This is a genomic window from Streptomyces sp. NPDC002092 (genome assembly GCF_053593775.1).
Genome location: NZ_JBSFDG010000012.1, coordinates 189,141 through 205,122, shown reverse-complemented (window position 1 = coordinate 205,122; position 15,982 = coordinate 189,141). Strand labels below are relative to the sequence as shown.

14 protein-coding genes and 2 pseudogenes are annotated in these 15,982 nt (G+C 69.5%); 10 read left to right on the top strand and 6 right to left on the bottom strand.

Annotated elements, in window-relative coordinates; translation table 11 throughout:
- Positions 1-89: 89 nt before the first annotated feature.
- The 4 genes from ACWCRD_RS27620 to ACWCRD_RS27605 all read left to right on the top strand — a co-directional run bounded on the left by ACWCRD_RS27620 (position 90) and on the right by ACWCRD_RS27605 (position 4,663).
- Positions 90-2,636 carry an ATP-binding protein gene (locus ACWCRD_RS27620; RefSeq protein ID WP_450968467.1) on the top strand — a complete coding sequence of 849 codons (2,547 nt, stop codon included), beginning with the start codon at positions 90-92 and terminating at the stop codon, positions 2,634-2,636.
- Entirely contained in the window at positions 2,633-3,319 is a 687-nt protein-coding gene (locus ACWCRD_RS27615; RefSeq protein WP_450968466.1) for a response regulator, read from the top strand. Before ACWCRD_RS27620 ends, ACWCRD_RS27615 begins: the two co-directional genes overlap by 4 nt.
- A gap of 180 nt (positions 3,320-3,499) precedes the next feature.
- Complete coding sequence (locus tag ACWCRD_RS27610) at positions 3,500-3,898, top strand: single stranded DNA-binding domain-containing protein (protein WP_115909545.1); 399 nt, start codon at positions 3,500-3,502, stop codon at positions 3,896-3,898.
- Between the two features lie 3 nt (positions 3,899-3,901).
- Entirely contained in the window at positions 3,902-4,663 is a 762-nt protein-coding gene (locus ACWCRD_RS27605; RefSeq protein ID WP_450968465.1) for a DUF3159 domain-containing protein, read from the top strand.
- A 159-nt stretch (positions 4,664-4,822) separates the two neighbouring features.
- Here ACWCRD_RS27605 and ACWCRD_RS27600 read toward each other — a convergent pair whose 3' ends face one another.
- Both ACWCRD_RS27600 and ACWCRD_RS27595 read right to left on the bottom strand, forming a co-directional pair.
- Positions 4,823-5,500, bottom strand: coding sequence for a potassium channel family protein (locus ACWCRD_RS27600; RefSeq protein WP_200699747.1), 678 nt, complete (start codon positions 5,498-5,500; stop codon positions 4,823-4,825).
- A complete protein-coding gene (locus ACWCRD_RS27595) occupies positions 5,500-6,171 on the bottom strand; it encodes a potassium channel family protein (protein WP_030939613.1) in 672 nt (223 codons plus the stop codon). Before ACWCRD_RS27595 ends, ACWCRD_RS27600 begins: the two co-directional genes overlap by 1 nt.
- A 383-nt stretch (positions 6,172-6,554) precedes the next feature.
- Between ACWCRD_RS27595 and ACWCRD_RS27590 the strand changes: the two genes are divergently transcribed.
- Positions 6,555-8,609: an APC family permease gene (locus ACWCRD_RS27590; protein ID WP_450968464.1), complete on the top strand. Its 2,055-nt coding sequence runs from the start codon at positions 6,555-6,557 to the stop codon at positions 8,607-8,609.
- Positions 8,610-8,701: 92 nt separating this feature from the next.
- Complete coding sequence (locus tag ACWCRD_RS27585; RefSeq protein ID WP_450968463.1) at positions 8,702-10,030, top strand: class I SAM-dependent RNA methyltransferase; 1,329 nt, start codon at positions 8,702-8,704, stop codon at positions 10,028-10,030.
- 10 nt (positions 10,031-10,040) lie between these two features.
- Here the strand turns inward: ACWCRD_RS27585 and ACWCRD_RS27580 are convergent.
- The 3 genes and pseudogenes from ACWCRD_RS27580 to ACWCRD_RS27570 all read right to left on the bottom strand — a co-directional run.
- Positions 10,041-10,361, bottom strand: a pseudogene (locus ACWCRD_RS27580) (ABC transporter permease); the annotation flags it as partial.
- Between the two features lie 278 nt (positions 10,362-10,639).
- Positions 10,640-11,107, bottom strand: coding sequence for an SHOCT domain-containing protein (locus tag ACWCRD_RS27575; protein WP_450968462.1), 468 nt, complete (start codon positions 11,105-11,107; stop codon positions 10,640-10,642).
- A 190-nt stretch (positions 11,108-11,297) separates the two neighbouring features.
- The gene (locus tag ACWCRD_RS27570) at positions 11,298-11,597 is read right to left on the bottom strand and encodes a hypothetical protein (protein ID WP_450968461.1); all 300 of its coding nucleotides are present in this window, start codon (positions 11,595-11,597) and stop codon (positions 11,298-11,300) included.
- Here ACWCRD_RS27570 and ACWCRD_RS27565 point away from each other — a divergent pair.
- The 3 genes and pseudogenes from ACWCRD_RS27565 to ACWCRD_RS27555 form a co-directional block, all read left to right on the top strand.
- A pseudogene (locus ACWCRD_RS27565) lies at positions 11,597-12,007 on the top strand (DUF2975 domain-containing protein); the annotation flags it as partial. The gene ACWCRD_RS27570 and the pseudogene ACWCRD_RS27565 sit on opposite strands and share 1 nt — an antisense overlap.
- Complete coding sequence (locus ACWCRD_RS27560; protein WP_450968460.1) at positions 12,007-12,228, top strand: helix-turn-helix domain-containing protein; 222 nt, start codon at positions 12,007-12,009, stop codon at positions 12,226-12,228. The pseudogene ACWCRD_RS27565 and the gene ACWCRD_RS27560, both read left to right, overlap by 1 nt.
- Positions 12,229-13,074: 846 nt before the next feature.
- On the top strand, positions 13,075-13,821 hold the full coding sequence (locus ACWCRD_RS27555; protein WP_450968459.1) for a polysaccharide deacetylase family protein: 747 nt from the start codon (positions 13,075-13,077) through the stop codon (positions 13,819-13,821).
- Positions 13,822-14,046: 225 nt separating this feature from the next.
- Here ACWCRD_RS27555 and ACWCRD_RS27550 read toward each other — a convergent pair whose 3' ends face one another.
- Complete coding sequence (locus ACWCRD_RS27550; RefSeq protein WP_450968458.1) at positions 14,047-14,445, bottom strand: hypothetical protein; 399 nt, start codon at positions 14,443-14,445, stop codon at positions 14,047-14,049.
- 595 nt (positions 14,446-15,040) lie between these two features.
- Between ACWCRD_RS27550 and ACWCRD_RS27545 the strand changes: the two genes are divergently transcribed.
- Positions 15,041-15,928 (top strand): extracellular catalytic domain type 1 short-chain-length polyhydroxyalkanoate depolymerase, encoded by an 888-nt coding sequence (locus ACWCRD_RS27545; protein ID WP_450968457.1) that lies wholly within the window; start codon positions 15,041-15,043, stop codon positions 15,926-15,928.
- The last annotated feature ends 54 nt before the right edge of the window (positions 15,929-15,982 follow it).

The window sequence follows — 15,982 nt, the reverse complement described above, 5'->3', positions numbered from 1 at the left end:
TCCGACGCCGCTGACGGGACCTTTTGTCGCGATCGCCGGCCGTAAGGTCGACGCTGCGTGGGCAGCAGTGACCGGAAGACAATGGGGCCATGGGACGCGGCAAGCTTCGGATCTACCTCGGTGCGGCACCGGGCGTCGGCAAGACGTACGCGATGCTCTCCGAGGCGCACCGGCGGGTGGAGCGGGGCACCGACTGCGTGGTGGCCTTCGTGGAGCACCACGGGCGCCCGCGCACCGAGGTGATGCTGCACGGCCTGGAGCAGGTGGCCCGCAAGGAGCTGGCGTACCGGGACACGGCGTTCACCGAGATGGACGTCGACGCCGTCCTCGCCCGCAGCCCCCAGGTGGCCCTGGTGGACGAGCTCGCCCACACCAACGTCCCCGGCTCCCGCAACGCCAAGCGCTGGCAGGACGTGGAGGAACTGCTCGCGGCCGGCATCGACGTCGTCTCGACCGTCAATATCCAGCACCTGGAGTCGCTCGGCGACGTCGTCGAGTCGATCACCGGCGTACGGCAGCGGGAGACCGTGCCGGACGAGGTGGTGCGGCGGGCGGACCAGATAGAGCTCGTCGACATGTCGCCCCAGGCGCTGCGCCGGCGGATGGCGCACGGCAACATCTACCAGCCCGACAAGGTCGACGCGGCCCTGTCGAACTACTTCCGGCCCGGCAACCTGACCGCCCTGCGGGAGCTCGCCCTGCTGTGGGTGGCGGACCGGGTCGACGAGTATCTGAAGCAGTACCGCAGCGACCACCGGGTGTCGAAGATATGGGGTTCGCGGGAGCGGATCGTGGTCGGACTGACCGGCGGACCCGAGGGCCGCACCCTCATCCGGCGGGCCGCGCGCCTCGCCGAGAAGGGTGCGGGCGGTGAGGTGCTCGCCGTCTACATAGCCAGCAGCGACGGGCTGACGGCCGCCTCGCCGAAGGAACTGGCCGTGCAGCGCACCCTCGTGGAGGACCTCGGCGGCACCTTCCACCACGTGGTCGGCGACGACATACCGGCGGCGCTGCTCGCCTTCGCGCGCGGGGTCAACGCCACCCAGATAGTGCTCGGCGTCTCACGGCGCAAGAGCTGGCAGTACGTCTTCGGCCCTGGCGTCGGCGCGACGGTCGCCCGCGACTCGGGGCCCGACCTCGACGTCCACCTGATCACGCACGACGAGGCGGGCAAGGGCCGCGGGCTGCCGGTGGCCCGGGGGGCGCGGCTGGGCCGGTCGCGGATCATCGCGGGCTGGCTGGTCGGCGTGCTCGGCCCCGCGATCCTCGCGGTGCTCCTGAACGCCGTCCACCTCGGACTCGCCAACGACATGCTGCTGTTCCTGGCGGTGACGGTCGCGGCGGCGCTGCTCGGCGGCCTGCTGCCCGCGCTGGCCTCGGCCGCGCTGGGCTCGCTGCTGCTGAACTACTTCTACACACCGCCCCTGCACCGCTGGACCATCGCCGACCCGAAGAACATCGTCGCCATCGTGATCTTCGTGGGCGTCGGCGTCTCGGTGGCCTCGGTGGTCGACCTGGCCGCCCGGCGCACCCACCAGGCGGCCCGGCTGCGCGCCGAGTCGGAGATCCTGTCGTTCCTCGCGGGCAATGTGCTGCGCGGCGAGACCGGCCTGGAGGAGCTCCTCGAACGGGTCCGGGAGACCTTCGGCATGGAGTCGGCGGCCCTGCTGGAGCGGGCCGGCGACCACGACCCGTGGACCTGCGCGGGCCGCGCGGGCCTCGGTCCCGCCGTGCAGCGGCCGGACGAGGCGGACGTGGACGTACCGGCCGGGGACCACATGGCGCTGGCGCTGACCGGGCGGGTGCTGCCCGCCGAGGACCGCCGGGTGCTGGCCGCGTTCGCCGCCCAGGCGGCGGTCGTACTGGACCGCCGGCGCCTCCAGGAGGAGGCCGAACAGGCCCGGACGCTGGCCGAGGGCAACCGCATCCGTACGGCGCTGCTGGCCGCCGTGAGCCATGACCTCCGTACCCCGCTGGCCGGGATCAAGGCGGCCGTGTCGTCCTTGCGCTCGGACGACGTGGCGTGGTCCGAGGAGGACCAGGCGGAGCTGCTGGAAGGCATCGAGGAGGGCGCCGACCGGCTCGACCACCTGGTGGGCAACCTCCTCGACATGTCCCGCCTGCAGACCGGCACGGTCACCCCGCTGATCCGCGAGGTCGACCTCGACGAGGTCGTACCGATGGCGCTGGTCGGAGTGCCCGAGGACAGCGTCGAGCTGGACGTGCCGGAAACCCTGCCCATGGTCGACGTGGACCCAGGCCTGCTGGAGCGGTCGGTGGCCAACCTGGTCGAGAACGCCGTCAAGTACAGCCCGCCGGGCCGGGCGGTACTGGTCGCCGCCAGCGCCATCGCCGACCGCGTCGAGGTGCGCGTGGTCGACCGCGGGCCCGGCGTCCCCGACGATGCCAAGGAGCGCATCTTCGAGCCCTTCCAGCGCTACGGCGACGCCCCGCGCGGGGCCGGTGTGGGCCTCGGCCTCGCCGTGGCGCGCGGCTTCGCCGAGGCCATGGGCGGCACTCTCACCGCCGAGGACACACCCGGCGGCGGCCTCAGCATGGTCCTCACCCTGCGCGCGGCGGGACCGCGCGCGCCCGAGCTTCTCCACCCGGCGGAACCCGAAAGGCAGGCCACATGACCCGTGTGCTGGTCATCGATGACGAGCCGCAGATCGTGCGCGCCCTCGTGATCAACCTCAAGGCGCGCAAGTACGAGGTCGACGCGGCCCACGACGGCGCCACCGCCCTGCAGCTCGCCGCCGCCCGCCACCCCGATGTGGTCGTCCTCGACCTGGGCCTGCCCGACATGGACGGCGTCGAGGTGATCCGCGGACTGCGCGGCTGGACCCGCGTGCCGATCCTGGTGCTGTCCGCCCGGCACACCTCCGACGAGAAGGTCGAGGCCCTCGACGCCGGCGCCGACGACTACGTCACCAAGCCCTTCGGCATGGACGAGCTGCTCGCCCGGCTGCGGGCCGCCGTGCGCCGCGCCGAGCCGGTCGGCGCCGGCGAGGACGACGTGACCACCGTGGAGACCGAGGGGTTCACCGTCGACCTGGCCGCGAAGAAGGTCAACCGGGGCGGCAAGGACGTACGGCTCACGCCCACCGAGTGGCATCTGCTGGAGGTGCTGGTGCGCAACACGGGCCGGCTGGTGAGCCAGAAGCAGCTCCTCCAGGAAGTGTGGGGTCCGTCATACGGGACCGAGACGAACTACCTGAGGGTGTACATGGCCCAGCTGCGCAGGAAGCTGGAGGCGGACCCGTCGCACCCTGAGCACTTCATCACGGAGCCTGGGATGGGGTACCGCTTTGAGAAGTGAGCTGCGCGGTGGGCCGGGGGTCCGGGGGTTGTCCCCCGGGGGATGCAGCATCACGGAGCCTGGGATGGGGTACCGGTTCGAGAGGTGACACGAGGTACCGGTTCGAGAGGTAGAGAGCGTCGGTTCGGGCGCCGGGGTCGCGGGTACGTAGCTGTCAGTGCACCCCGGTACGCTTCAGATATGAGTGCTGTTCCTCAATCCGAAAAGCCGGTGGGCCGGATCCGGCGCATGCTCGACCGGCTCTCCTCTTCGCAGGAGGACCTGGAGTCCGAGGAGCTGCGGGAGGACACCGAGACCGCCGGATGCACCCGGATCGGTGACTGTCACGACCGACAGATCGTCACGGTTACTGGTACCTTGCGCACGGTCACCCTGCGGCCGCGCGCGGGCGTCCCGGCCCTGGAGGCCGAGCTGTTCGACGGCTCCGCCGCCCTGGACGTGGTGTGGCTCGGCAGGCGCTCCATCGTGGGCATAGAACCGGGGCGCAGGCTGATCGCATCGGGCCGCGTCTCGCTCAGCCGGGGCCGCCGGGTGCTGTTCAATCCGAAATACGAACTGAGACCCCTCGGACGGGAGTAGCCGGTGACGTCGCTCGACAAGCCGACCGAAGACACTCAAGCCGACGACGCCCGGGCGGTGACCGAGGCCGCCCTGTTCGAAGCGTTCGGCGGAGTGCGGGGCATGGTCGAGACGGTGCTGCCCGGCCTCCTCTTCGTCACCATCTTCACGATCAACAAGGACCTGCACTGGTCGGCCATCGCCGCCCTCGCCGTGTCCCTGCTGCTCGTGGTGGTCCGCCTGGTCATGCGGGACACCGTCAAGCACGCGTTCAGCGGTGTCTTCGGTGTCGCCTTCGGTGTCGTCTTCGCGATGATGACGGGCAACGCCAAGGACTTCTACCTCCCCGGCATGCTCTACACGCTGGGCCTGGCGCTGGCGTACATCGTCACGACCCTGTGCGGGGTGCCGCTGCTCGGGCTGATCCTCGGGCCGGTGTTCAAGGAGAACCTCTCCTGGCGGACGCGTAATCCGGGACGCAAGAAGGCCTATGCGAAGGCCAGTTGGGCCTGGGGCCTCATCCTGCTCGCCAAGTGCGCGATTCTCTTCCCGCTGTACTGGTGGGCGAACACGGCGCAGTTGGGCTGGGTGCTGGTCGCGCTGAAGATTCCCCCGTTCCTGCTGGCCGTGTGGCTCACCTGGGTGTTCCTGGCGAAGGCGCCCGCGCCGATCGACGTGTTCGCGGAGATGGAGGCGGAGGAGCAGGCCGAGAAGGAGCGGGCCGCTGCCGATGCCGCTGCCGCGGGGGCTGAGCCGAGTGGCGGGCGGCACCGGCGGGAGGCGTAGTCCCTGGGGGCTGCGCCCCCAGACCCCCGCTTTCGGCCTGGCGGCCTCGTCCTCAAACGCCGGACGGGCTGAAAGACTCGAACGCCGGACGCGCTGCAAAAAACAAAACGAAGGGCGCCCCCGGGTTCAGGGGCGCCCTTCGTCGTACCGGACGAGCGATCAGCCCGCCGTGTCCTCGCGCCGCACCGAGAGCAGGTCCTCCAGCTGCTCCTCCCGGGCCTGGGCGGCGACGAACAGGAGTTCGTCGCCCGGCTCCAGGGAGTCGTCGCGGGACGGGGTGAGGACTCGGGTGCCGCGGATGATCGTGACCAGGGACGTGTCCTCGGGCCATTCGACGTCGCCGACCTGGGTGCCGGCCAGGGCCGACTCCTCCGGCAGCGTCAGCTCCACCAGGTTCGCGTCACCGTGGCTGAAGCGCAGCAGGCGTACCAGGTCGCCGACCGAGACCGCTTCCTCGACCAGGGCCGACATCAGACGGGGGGTCGAGACCGCCACGTCGACGCCCCAGGACTCGTTGAAGAGCCACTCGTTCTTGGGGTTGTTGACGCGGGCCACGACACGCGGGACGCCGTACTCCGTCTTCGCCAGGAGCGAGACGACCAGGTTCACCTTGTCGTCGCCCGTCGCGGCGATCACCACGTTGCAGCGCTGGAGCGCCGCCTCGTCCAGCGAAGTGATCTCGCAGGCGTCGGCCAGCAGCCACTCCGCCTGCGGGACGCGCTCGACCGAGATGGCGGTCGGCGCCTTGTCGACGAGCAGGACCTCGTGACCGTTCTCCAGCAGCTCGCCCGCGATCGAGCGGCCGACCGCGCCGGCACCGGCAATGGCGACCCTCATCAGTGACCGCCCTCCTCTTCGGGACCCTTGGCGAAGGACGCCTCGACCTTGTCGACCTCGTCGGTGCGCATCATCACGTGCACCAGGTCGCCCTCCTGCAGCACCGTCTGCGAGCTGGGCAGGATCGCCTCACCGAGGCGGGTCAGGAACGCCACGCGGACGCCCGTCTCCTCCTGCAACTTGCTGATCTTGTGGCCGACCCAGGCGGCGGAGGCGTGCACCTCGGCGAGCTGGACACCGCCGGTGGGGTCGCGCCACAGCGGCTCGGCGCCCGAGGGCAGCAGTCGGCGCAGCATCTGGTCGGCCGTCCAGCGGACCGTCGCGACCGTGGGGATGCCGAGGCGCTGGTAGACCTCGGCACGACGCGGGTCGTAGATACGGGCCGCGACGTTCTCCACGCCGAACATCTCGCGGGCCACCCGCGCGGAGATGATGTTCGAGTTGTCCCCGCTGGACACGGCGGCGAAGGCACCGGCCTCCTCGATGCCGGCCTCGCGCAGGGTGTCCTGGTCGAAGCCGATCCCGGTGACCCGACGGCCGCCGAATCCGGGCCCGAGGCGGCGGAAGGCCGTGGGGTCCTGGTCGATCACTGCGACCGTGTGCCCCTGTTGCTCCAGGGTCTGGGCCAGCGCGGAACCCACTCTTCCGCAGCCCATGATGACGATGTGCACGACCGTCCTTCCGGTGTCAAGAGTTACTGCTCAGCCACATCAGGGTCTCAGACAGACGCCCAAGCTACACACGCGCGGTAGGACGTCGGCACCCCTGTGCACGGTTGCCGCGCCGCGTGTGACCTCAGCGACGGCTGATGCTGCGGACGCTGGCAAGAGTCAGGATTCCGAGGCCGACGAGGGCCGCCGCGGCGCCGATCAGCTCTGCGGTGGCATGCATGGAACCTCCAAGGGGCGGCAACTGGGGCGGTGATTGTCATATAGGCATGAGGGCGGGACGACCTGCGGAATCCGTCGCCGGAGCCCCCTTTGTTTTCACTCGGAGGGCAGATGGGTGGGGGAGGGTGGATGGGTGCCCGTTCGAACGCCTACGATTACCTGTTGTGTCCAAACTGACCGACGTGCCCAAACGGATCCTGATCGGGCGCGCACTGCGCAGTGACCGGCTGGGCGAAACGCTCCTGCCGAAGCGCATCGCCCTCCCCGTCTTCGCCTCCGACCCGCTGTCCTCCGTGGCCTACGCCCCGGGAGAGGTGCTGCTGGTCCTGTCCATCGCGGGCGTGTCGGCGTACCACTTCAGCCCCTGGATCGCCCTCGCGGTGGTCGTGCTGATGTTCACCGTGGTCGCTTCCTACCGGCAGAACGTGCATGCCTACCCCAGCGGCGGCGGCGACTACGAGGTCGCGACCACCAACCTGGGCGCCAAGGCGGGACTGACCGTGGCCAGCGCCCTGCTCGTCGACTACGTCCTCACCGTCGCCGTCTCGATCGCCTCCGGCATCGAGAACCTCGGCTCCGCGGTCCCGTTCGTGGTCGAGCACAAGGTGCTGTGCGCCGTCGCCGTGATCGTGCTGCTGACGCTGATGAACCTGCGCGGCGTCAAGGAGTCCGGCAAGCTCTTCGCGATCCCGACGTATGTGTTCGTCGGCGGCGTGTTCATCATGATCGCGTGGGGTGCGTTCCGCGGGCTGGTGCTGGGCGACACCATGCGGGCGCCGACGGCGAGCTACACGATCAAGGCCGAGCACCAGGGGCTGGCCGGATTCGCGCTGGTCTTCCTGATGCTGCGGGCCTTCTCCTCCGGCTGTGCCGCGCTCACCGGTGTCGAGGCGATCTCCAACGGTGTGCCGGCCTTCCGCAAGCCCAAGTCGAAGAACGCGGCGACCACGCTGGCCGCGATGGGTCTGCTCGCCGTCACCATGTTCTGCGGGATCATCGTCCTCGCCCTGACGACCAAGGTCCGCATGGCCGAGAACCCGGCCACCGACCTGCTCAAGCACGGCGTCGCGATCGGCTCCGGCTATGTGCAGAACCCGGTGATCACCCAGGTGGCCGAGGCCGTCTTCGGCAAGGGCAGCTTCCTGTTCGTGGTGCTCGCCGCGGCCACCGCCCTGGTCCTGTTCCTGGCCGCCAACACCGCCTACAACGGCTTCCCGGTGCTCGGCTCGATCCTCGCCCAGGACCGCTATCTGCCCCGCCAGCTGCACACCCGCGGCGACCGCCTGGCGTTCTCGAACGGCATCGTGCTCCTCGCGGGCGCGGCCACCTTCCTGACCGTGATCTACGGCGCCGACTCGACCCGGCTGATCCAGCTGTACATCGTCGGCGTGTTCGTGTCCTTCACGCTCAGCCAGACCGGCATGGTCCGGCACTGGAACCGCCACCTGGCGGTCGAGAAGGACCAGGCCAAGCGCCGCCACATGGTGCGCTCCCGCGCGATCAACGCCTTCGGCGCCTTCTTCACGGGCCTGGTGCTGGTCGTCGTCCTGGTCACCAAGTTCACGCACGGCGCCTGGGTCGCCCTGCTCGGCATGGTGATCTTCTACGCGACGATGACCGCGATCCGTAAGCACTACGACGGTGTGGCCGCCGAGATCGCGGCGCCCGAGGGCCCGAGCGACGACAGCGTACGGCCCTCCCGCGTCCACTCGGTCGTCCTGATCTCGAAGATCCACCGCCCCACGCTGCGTGCCCTGGCCTACGCCAAGCTGATGCGCTCGGACAGCCTGGAGGCGCTCACCGTCAACGTCGACGCGGCGGAGACGAAGGCGCTGAAGGAGGAGTGGGAGCGGCGCGGCATCGACGTACCGCTGAAGGTGCTCGACTCGCCGTACCGCGAGATCACGCGGCCGATCATCGAGTACGTCAGGGGCCTGCGCAAGGAGTCGCCGCGCGACGCGGTGTCCGTGATCATCCCCGAGTACGTGGTCGGTCACTGGTACGAGCATCTGCTGCACAACCAGAGCGCGCTCAGGCTCAAGGGCCGGCTGCTGTTCACGCCGGGCATCATGGTGACGTCCGTGCCCTACCAGCTGCAGTCCTCGGAGGCGGCGAAGAGCAGGGCCCGCAAGCGGCAGGAGTGGAACGCGCCGGGTTCGGTGCGCCGCGGTCCGGCCCAGGAGGGCCGGCCGAAGCAGCCCTCGGGCTCCAAGGGCTGACACCACGTCGGTCAACGGCCGGACGACACCCACGTAGACTGGTGGGCTGTTGTCCGGCCGTTTCCCTCTCGATGTTGTGGAGTCACCCCGCCATGCAGGCAGAACCGAAGAAGTCGCTGGTCGGGGAGGAGTACGAGGTCGAGATCGGCCCCGTCGCCCACGGCGGGCACTGCATCGCCCGTACCGCCGAGGGCCAGGTGCTGTTCGTCCGGCACACGCTGCCCGGTGAGCGGGTGGTGGCGCGGGTCACGGAGGGCGAGGAGGGGGCCCGTTTCCTGCGCGCGGACGCCGTCCAGGTCCTCTCGGCCTCCAAGGACCGCATCGAGGCGCCCTGCCCCTACGCCGGTCCGGGCCGCTGCGGCGGCTGCGACTGGCAGCACGCCAAGCCGGGGGCGCAGCGGCGGCTGAAGGGCGAGGTGCTCGCCGAGCAGCTGCAGCGGCTCGCGGGCCTGACGCCCGAGGAGGCCGGCTGGGACGGCACGGTGATGCCGGCCGAGGGCGACAAGCTGCCCGCGGGCGAGGTGCCTGCCTGGCGGACGCGGGTGCAGTACGCGGTGGACGCCGACGGCCGTGCCGGTCTGCGCCGGCACCGCTCGCACGAGGTCGAGGCGATCGACCACTGCATGATCGCGGCCGAGGGCGTCAGCGAGCTGGGCATCGAGAAGCGCGACTGGGCGGGCATGGCGTCGATCGACGCCATCGCGGCGACGGGATCGCAGGACCGCCAGGTGATCCTCACGCCGAAGCCGGGCGCCCGCCTTCCGATCGTCGAGCTGGACAAGCCGGTGTCCGTGATGCGGGTGGAGGAGAAGGACGGCGGGGTGCACCGCGTCCATGGCCGTCCCTTCGTCCGAGAGCGCGCGGACGGCCGTACGCACCGGGTCGGCAGCGGCGGCTTCTGGCAGGTCCACCCGAAGGCCGCCGACACCCTGGTGACCGCGGTCATGCAGGGCCTGCTGCCGCGCAAGGGCGAGATGGCACTCGACCTGTACTGCGGCGTGGGCCTGTTCGCGGGTGCCCTCGCCGACCGGCTCGGCGACAAGGGCGCGGTCCTCGGCATCGAGTCCGGCAAGCGGGCCGTCGAGGACGCCCGGCACAACCTCGCCGACTTCGAACGGGTGCGGATCGAACAGGGCAAGGTCGAAGCGGTACTGCCGCGCACCGGAATCACCGAGGTCGACCTCATCGTCCTGGACCCCCCACGCTCGGGCGCCGGCCGCCAGACGGTGGCCCACCTGTCATCCCTGGGCGCCCGCCGAATCGCATACGTGGCTTGCGACCCGGCGGCGCTGGCGCGGGACCTGGGGTACTTCCGGGACGGGGGGTACCGGGTGCGGTCGTTGCGGGCGTTCGATCTGTTTCCGATGACGCATCACCTGGAGTGTGTTGCCGTCCTTGAGCCGGCCGCGAAGGGCTCCTGACCTGCGGTTCCAGGCACCAGCCGACGGCCAGCCAGCCGTTGTGGCCGATCCCGGTGCCGAGCAGCAGGCCGCGCAGGGTCTCGATGGCCGGGGTGAACGGCTGGTACTCGGTGATCGGCTGGAACCAGCCCGGCATCGCGTGGAGGGGGACGAAGGTGCTGGAGATGAGCGGGAGGAAGACGAGCGGCATGGCGGTGTTGCTGGCCGCCTCGGTGTTCGGGCTGATCAGGCCCATCCCGACCGTGATCCAGGTGAGCGCCGGGGCGAACAGCGTGAGCAGTCCAAAGGCCGCGAGCCACTCAAGGGCCGTGGCATCCTGTGCGGTCTGGCCGCCGCGGTGGTGCGGATCCGGGGACGGACGGCCCTCGCCCGGGAGCAGCGGCGGGCCATGGCCGTCGTGATCGACGCAGCCAGGGGCACCGGCCGGTCGGTGACCGTGCGTCAGCAGGTTGCCGGGGCCCAGTGGTCCGTCGACATCGGTACGGACCGCGCCGTCGTTGACGGCCCCAGGGGGCATTCCGGGTGGGCGGTAAGAGGTGAAGAGGCCCGGTGAGCCCGGCACGGGAGGACAACGCCCCGGTACCCCTTTTCGTGTCGTCCTGCGCGTGCTCAGCGTCCGTAGGCGGAGGGGGTGGTGCCCGAGCCGGTGGCCGGCCCGTGGCCGGTCAGGACCAGTTCCTTCGCCTTGCTGAACTCCTCGTCCGTGATGTCGCCGCGAGCGCGGATCTCGGACAGCCTGGCGAGCTCTTCGACGCTGCTGCGTTGACCCTGGTCGCTCACGGCCTCCCTGATGCGGGCGTCGAAGGCGTCCTGCTGCGCCCGGGCCTGTGCTATCTCTTGGCGGCCCATGTTCTTGCCGCGGGCGATCACATAGACGAAGACGCCCAGGAAGGGCAGGACGATGGTGAACACCAGCCAGCCGGCTTTCGCCCACCCGTTCATTTCGTCGTCACGGAAGATGTCGACGACGATGCGGAAGAGCAGGACGAACCACATGATCCACAGGAAGAACAGGAGCATGCTCCAGAAGACGCTCAGCATGGGGTAGTCGTACGCCAGGTACGTCTGCGCGCTCATGTCTCTCCTCCATCCCGGGCGCTCGCCCGGCCGCCGTTGTGCTCCCTTCAGCGTGCGCACGGGCCGGGCCCGGTGCCTCACCCTTCGGGGGTGAGCGTGCGGGCCGTCCAGCCCGCCCGGTCGACACGTTCCCGAGGTCGGATCAGGGGTCGGCCTTCGTACGGTGGCGGGGTACGGCGGCCGTCCGGTACTACTCGCAGGAGGCGACGTACTCGCCGAGGGCGAGGCCCGAAACGGCCACCAGGAACACGGCGATCAGCCAGGACAGAAACGTGAAGACGGGCCCCAACGGGCCGAACTCCTCCAGGCTGCGCTCCATGGCTTTGGGGACGAACAGGCCGGCGGCCCAGCTCAGCACCACCGTGCCCGTGCCCGCCAGCGGCGCTCCCGGCAGCAGGCTCCGCCAGCCGATCCTGCCGCCCAGCAACAGATGCTGGGACCACCACCACAGAAGCGCCGCCGACAGCAGGGACAGCGCCCATCCGATCACTGGTGTGGGTGTTGGTCACCCGGAGCGACCCGGAGGACGGGTCGCTCCCGCTGACCCCTCTGCGAGTGATCACGATCCTGGGCATGATCTCGGCGCAGGTCGCCCTGGTCAGCATATGGCGGCTGGTGACGATGGTGCGACGCGGAACCGTGTTCTCCCACGCCGCCTTCCGCTACGTCGACGCCGTGATCGGCGCGATCGTGGCGGCTGCCCTCCTGTTCACGGTCACGGCCCTCAATGCGCCGGGCCAGCGGGACGACCCGGGCGTCACCGTCATCATGGGCGGGGTTGGCGTGGCCATCCTGGGTGTCGCGCTCATCGTGCTCGTGCTGCGGATGCTGCTCGCCCAGGCCGTCGCGCGGGACGTCGAAGCGGCGCAGATGCAGGCCGAGTTGGACGAGGTGATCTGATGCCGATCGCCGTCGACATCGACGTGATGCTGGCCAGGCGGAAGATGTCCGTCGGCGAGCTCGCAGACCGCGTCGGGATCACGCCCGCCAACCTGGCGGTACTCAAGAACGGCGGCGCCAAGGCGGTGCGCTTCGCGACGCTCGCCGCGCTCTGCGAGGTGCTCAAGTGCCAGCCGGGCGACCTGCTGCGCTGGGAGGCCGAGGACGCCGCGGGCGGATGACGTGCCCCATGGCGGGCGGGAAAACGCCTGGCACCACCGGCCTGGCACGGCACGTGGACCACATGGACGCGGATCGCTGATCACCCGCAGTACCGCCACGTCAGCCGGTCTGCGGCGCCTCTGCCGGGTTCGCCCTTGTGTATCGAGCCCGCCTGGTACGTCAGCGCAGTCGGTCGGCGGCCGGCCACGGCGATCGCGAGGTCCTCCGTGACCACCGCCACGGAAGGCCGTGGAGTGAGGTAACAGCAGCTTCCCGCCAGGGCCCGCGGATCCTGGACTGGGCCGCTCGTTTGACGCTCCGAGCGCCTGTAGGGCCTTTTGGTGGGGCTGCAAATGGCATCTGACCTGCGAATACGTCAGGTCCTTCCCCTTCTGGTGTCTTTCCGATGACGCATCACCTGGAATGCACCGACCTCCTTGAACCGGCCACGAAGGGCTCCTGGCCTGCGGTTTCGGGCGTGCGCATGATGTGCGGTGTGGGCGCTGACCGAGGGTGTGCCGAATGCCGGCGACGCTGCGCGCAGAGCTTCGGAGCCCTGCTGGTCACATGTCCCGGAAGAGACCGGTGTGGACCGTGACCTGCCGTGTTGGACGTCTGTGGGGCGCTGACCTGCGTGGATGACCTTTCGGCTGTTTCGCGCTCATGCCAGGCGGTCCAGCGCGCGGCCTATGACGCCCAGTCGGGGAGAGCGGCAGCACCTGATACGAAGAGTCACCATCGACCGGTTTGTGACAAAGGCTGCAAATACCGGTGAATCCTTTGCTTTGGATAGGCATTCGGTCATCGTCGTGGGGTCCCGCCATCGCCATCCCGAGATGGCCAGCCATGCCAGGAGCAAGAACAGAATGCCGAACTCCAAGTCCGTCCGTCTGCTGCGCCGTGCGGCTCTCGGCAGCACGGTGGCCGTCTCGTTCGCCCTGGCCGGTGTCGGTGCCGGCGCGAGCGCGGCCGCAACCGACGTCAGCGCGCAGGGCGCCCCTGCAGGCGCCCCGAGCGCTTCGGTCGTCCACAGTGCGGCGACGTACGGCCGGACTGTGGCACTCACCTTCGACGACGGCCCGGGGCCGTTCACCGGTCAGGTCCTGGACCTGCTCGCCCAGTACCACGCGCAGGCGACCTTCTGCCAGATAGGCAACCAGGCCGCCGCGAACTCCGCCCTGGTCAAGCGCATCCTCGCCGACGGCCACCGGCTGTGCGACCACACCGTGGATCACCCCCAGCCGATGCGTATCCTCCCGCACGCCACGCAGGTCCACGAGATCACCGCAGCCAAGGAAATGATCAGCAAGGCCGGTGGGCCAGGCACCCGGATCGGGTGGTTCCGTGCACCCGGCGGCGACTTCAGCCCCGAGAACCGCCGGATAGCGGTGCAGGACGGTCTGCGCCCGCTGGGCTGGACCGTCGACCCCCGTGACTGGTCGCGCCCCGGTGTCGCCTCGATCGTCGCCACCGTGAAACGGGAACTGCGTCCCGGCGGCGTCGTCCTCATGCACGACGGCGGCGGCAACCGCAGCCAGACCGTGGCGGCCCTGCGCGAACTGCTTCCCTGGCTGACCCGGCAGGGCTACAGGTTCAGCCTTCCCGCGAGCTGACGAGGCAGCCTGAATTCGATCTTTCACCTGCCGGCGTCGAACCCGACTGGCACGTGTCCACGCCGGGTAAAACGCCACACGTCAGAGCGGCCTTCGTCACGTCCTGTGGGCCGGAGCGAGAAACACCCGGGACCATGACGGACGAAGGCCGCGGCTGACCACCGTCGGCCAGGCCGTGCCGCTCCGGCGTAGGCGGTCGATCGGCGTGCGGTGCTCCTGCGTCGGCTAGCGGACGACGCGGATGGTCACCGGCGCGGAGATGCGGTCCGTCTTCGGGTGCTTGTGGTGCTCGTCGGTCGCGTAGAGCACCGAACGGAACTGCAGCTCGCCCGGGCGCGTGGCCTTCACATTTGCCCACGCATCGGCTTTGAAGGTCCGCGTGGCGGCGTGCCAGTGGCCCCACCGGCCGGGTTTGCCGGACCGCTCCTGTATGACGAGGACGGTTTCCCAGTGGGCGTCGTCGTCACCCTGGCCGTGTACTTTCACCACGTGGCCGGCATGCACGGTGTGGGGGGTGGCCTCGATCGAGATGTCGCTCTTCGCGAATGCCGGGGACGCCGCCATCACTGCTGAGACCACACCCACCGCGCCGACTGCCGCGAGCCGCTTCATACCAAGCTTCATGCTCGGGTCTCCCTGGATTCCTTGGTGCCCTTTGCGCCGGCTGGGCTTCGTAGCTGCCTGATTGGCGCGCTTCCACCGAAGAAGAGCAGTTGGCGCGCTGAGAAGTTGGCCCCCGATTGTCACTGCCTCGTAACTGGTGTCCGCCGGGTGCCACCTCCCCGGCCGGGAGCGTCGATGCGCTTGTCCACCGGGAGCGCAAGGTTGCGGTACGGCACCCACTCAGCGGTGGGCAACAGGGACGGGTCATTCACACGGCGGCCCCTCGGTCAGGTCCAGTATCGAAGCGCTTCGAATAGTGGGCAGGCGGCACCTGTTACGCAAACACCCTTGAAAGGATGAGGATTTGATTCATCGAAGTGTTTGTCGAACGGGAAGTGCGCCGCTAGCCTCGCGGTCGGTTGAAGTCAGTTGAAGCGCTTCGACACCTTGATGAAGGAAGGCCGCTGCAGTGGGGGGCCAGTAAACGCATCCGCACGTGGGAGGAAGCATGGGCAGACAACGACGTCGATTCACGGTCGCGGCCGGCAGCCTGGCGCGGTCGACACACGTCGGCAGGACGGGAGGGCGGTTGAGGAAGGCAGCGACAGCGGCGGCCATGGCTTTGAGCGTCATAGCGGGCAGCCTGGCGTTCGCATCACCGGCGTCCGCCGCGACGTTGACCCAGGTCGACGACTTCGGCTACAACCCCACGAACCTGCAGATGTACGAATACGTGCCGGCCAAGCTGCCCCGTCATCCGGCAGTGCTCGTGGCGGCGCACTGGTGCACAGGCTCCGGCCCTGACATGTTCAACGGCAGCGAATTCGCGTCCCTGGCCGACCAGTACGGATTTATCGTCGTCTACCCCTCGATCACCGGTGACATCAAGTGCTGGGACGTCGCATCGGACGCCGCGCTGAAACACGACGGCTCCAGCGACCCGGCCGGCGTGATGTCCATGGTGCGGTGGGAGATCGCGAACCGCGGCGCCAACCGGCACCGGGTCTACATGACCGGCATCTCCTCTGGCGCGATGCTGACCAACGTCATGCTCGCCGACTACCCGGACGTGTTCAAAGCCGGATCGGCGTTCATGGGCGTGCCGTACCACTGCTTCTACACCGGCACCTTCCGCGGCTGGAACAGTGACTGCTCCACAGGCAACATCACCAAGACTCCGCAGGAGTGGGGCGACCTGGCCCGCGCCGCCTACCCCGGCTACACCGGGCCACGGCCGCGTATGCAACTGTGGCACGGCACCCAGGACGCCGCCCTCAACCACCACAACCTCGGCGAAGAGATCAAACAGTGGACCAACGTTCTCGGTGTCAGCCAAACCCCGGTCTTCACCGACCAGCCCCAGTCGATCTGGACCAGGACCCGCTACGGAAGCGCCAGCACGAGACCACCGGTCGAGGCCAACAGCTTCCAGGGGTACGGCCACGAGCTGCCCAAACCTGGCATGGCGCTGCTGGCCCTGAAGTTCATGGGCCTGGCACCCTAGGGCCGACCGCGGCCACGACCACGGCATCTACCGGCGTCGACTGCGCGGTAGTGC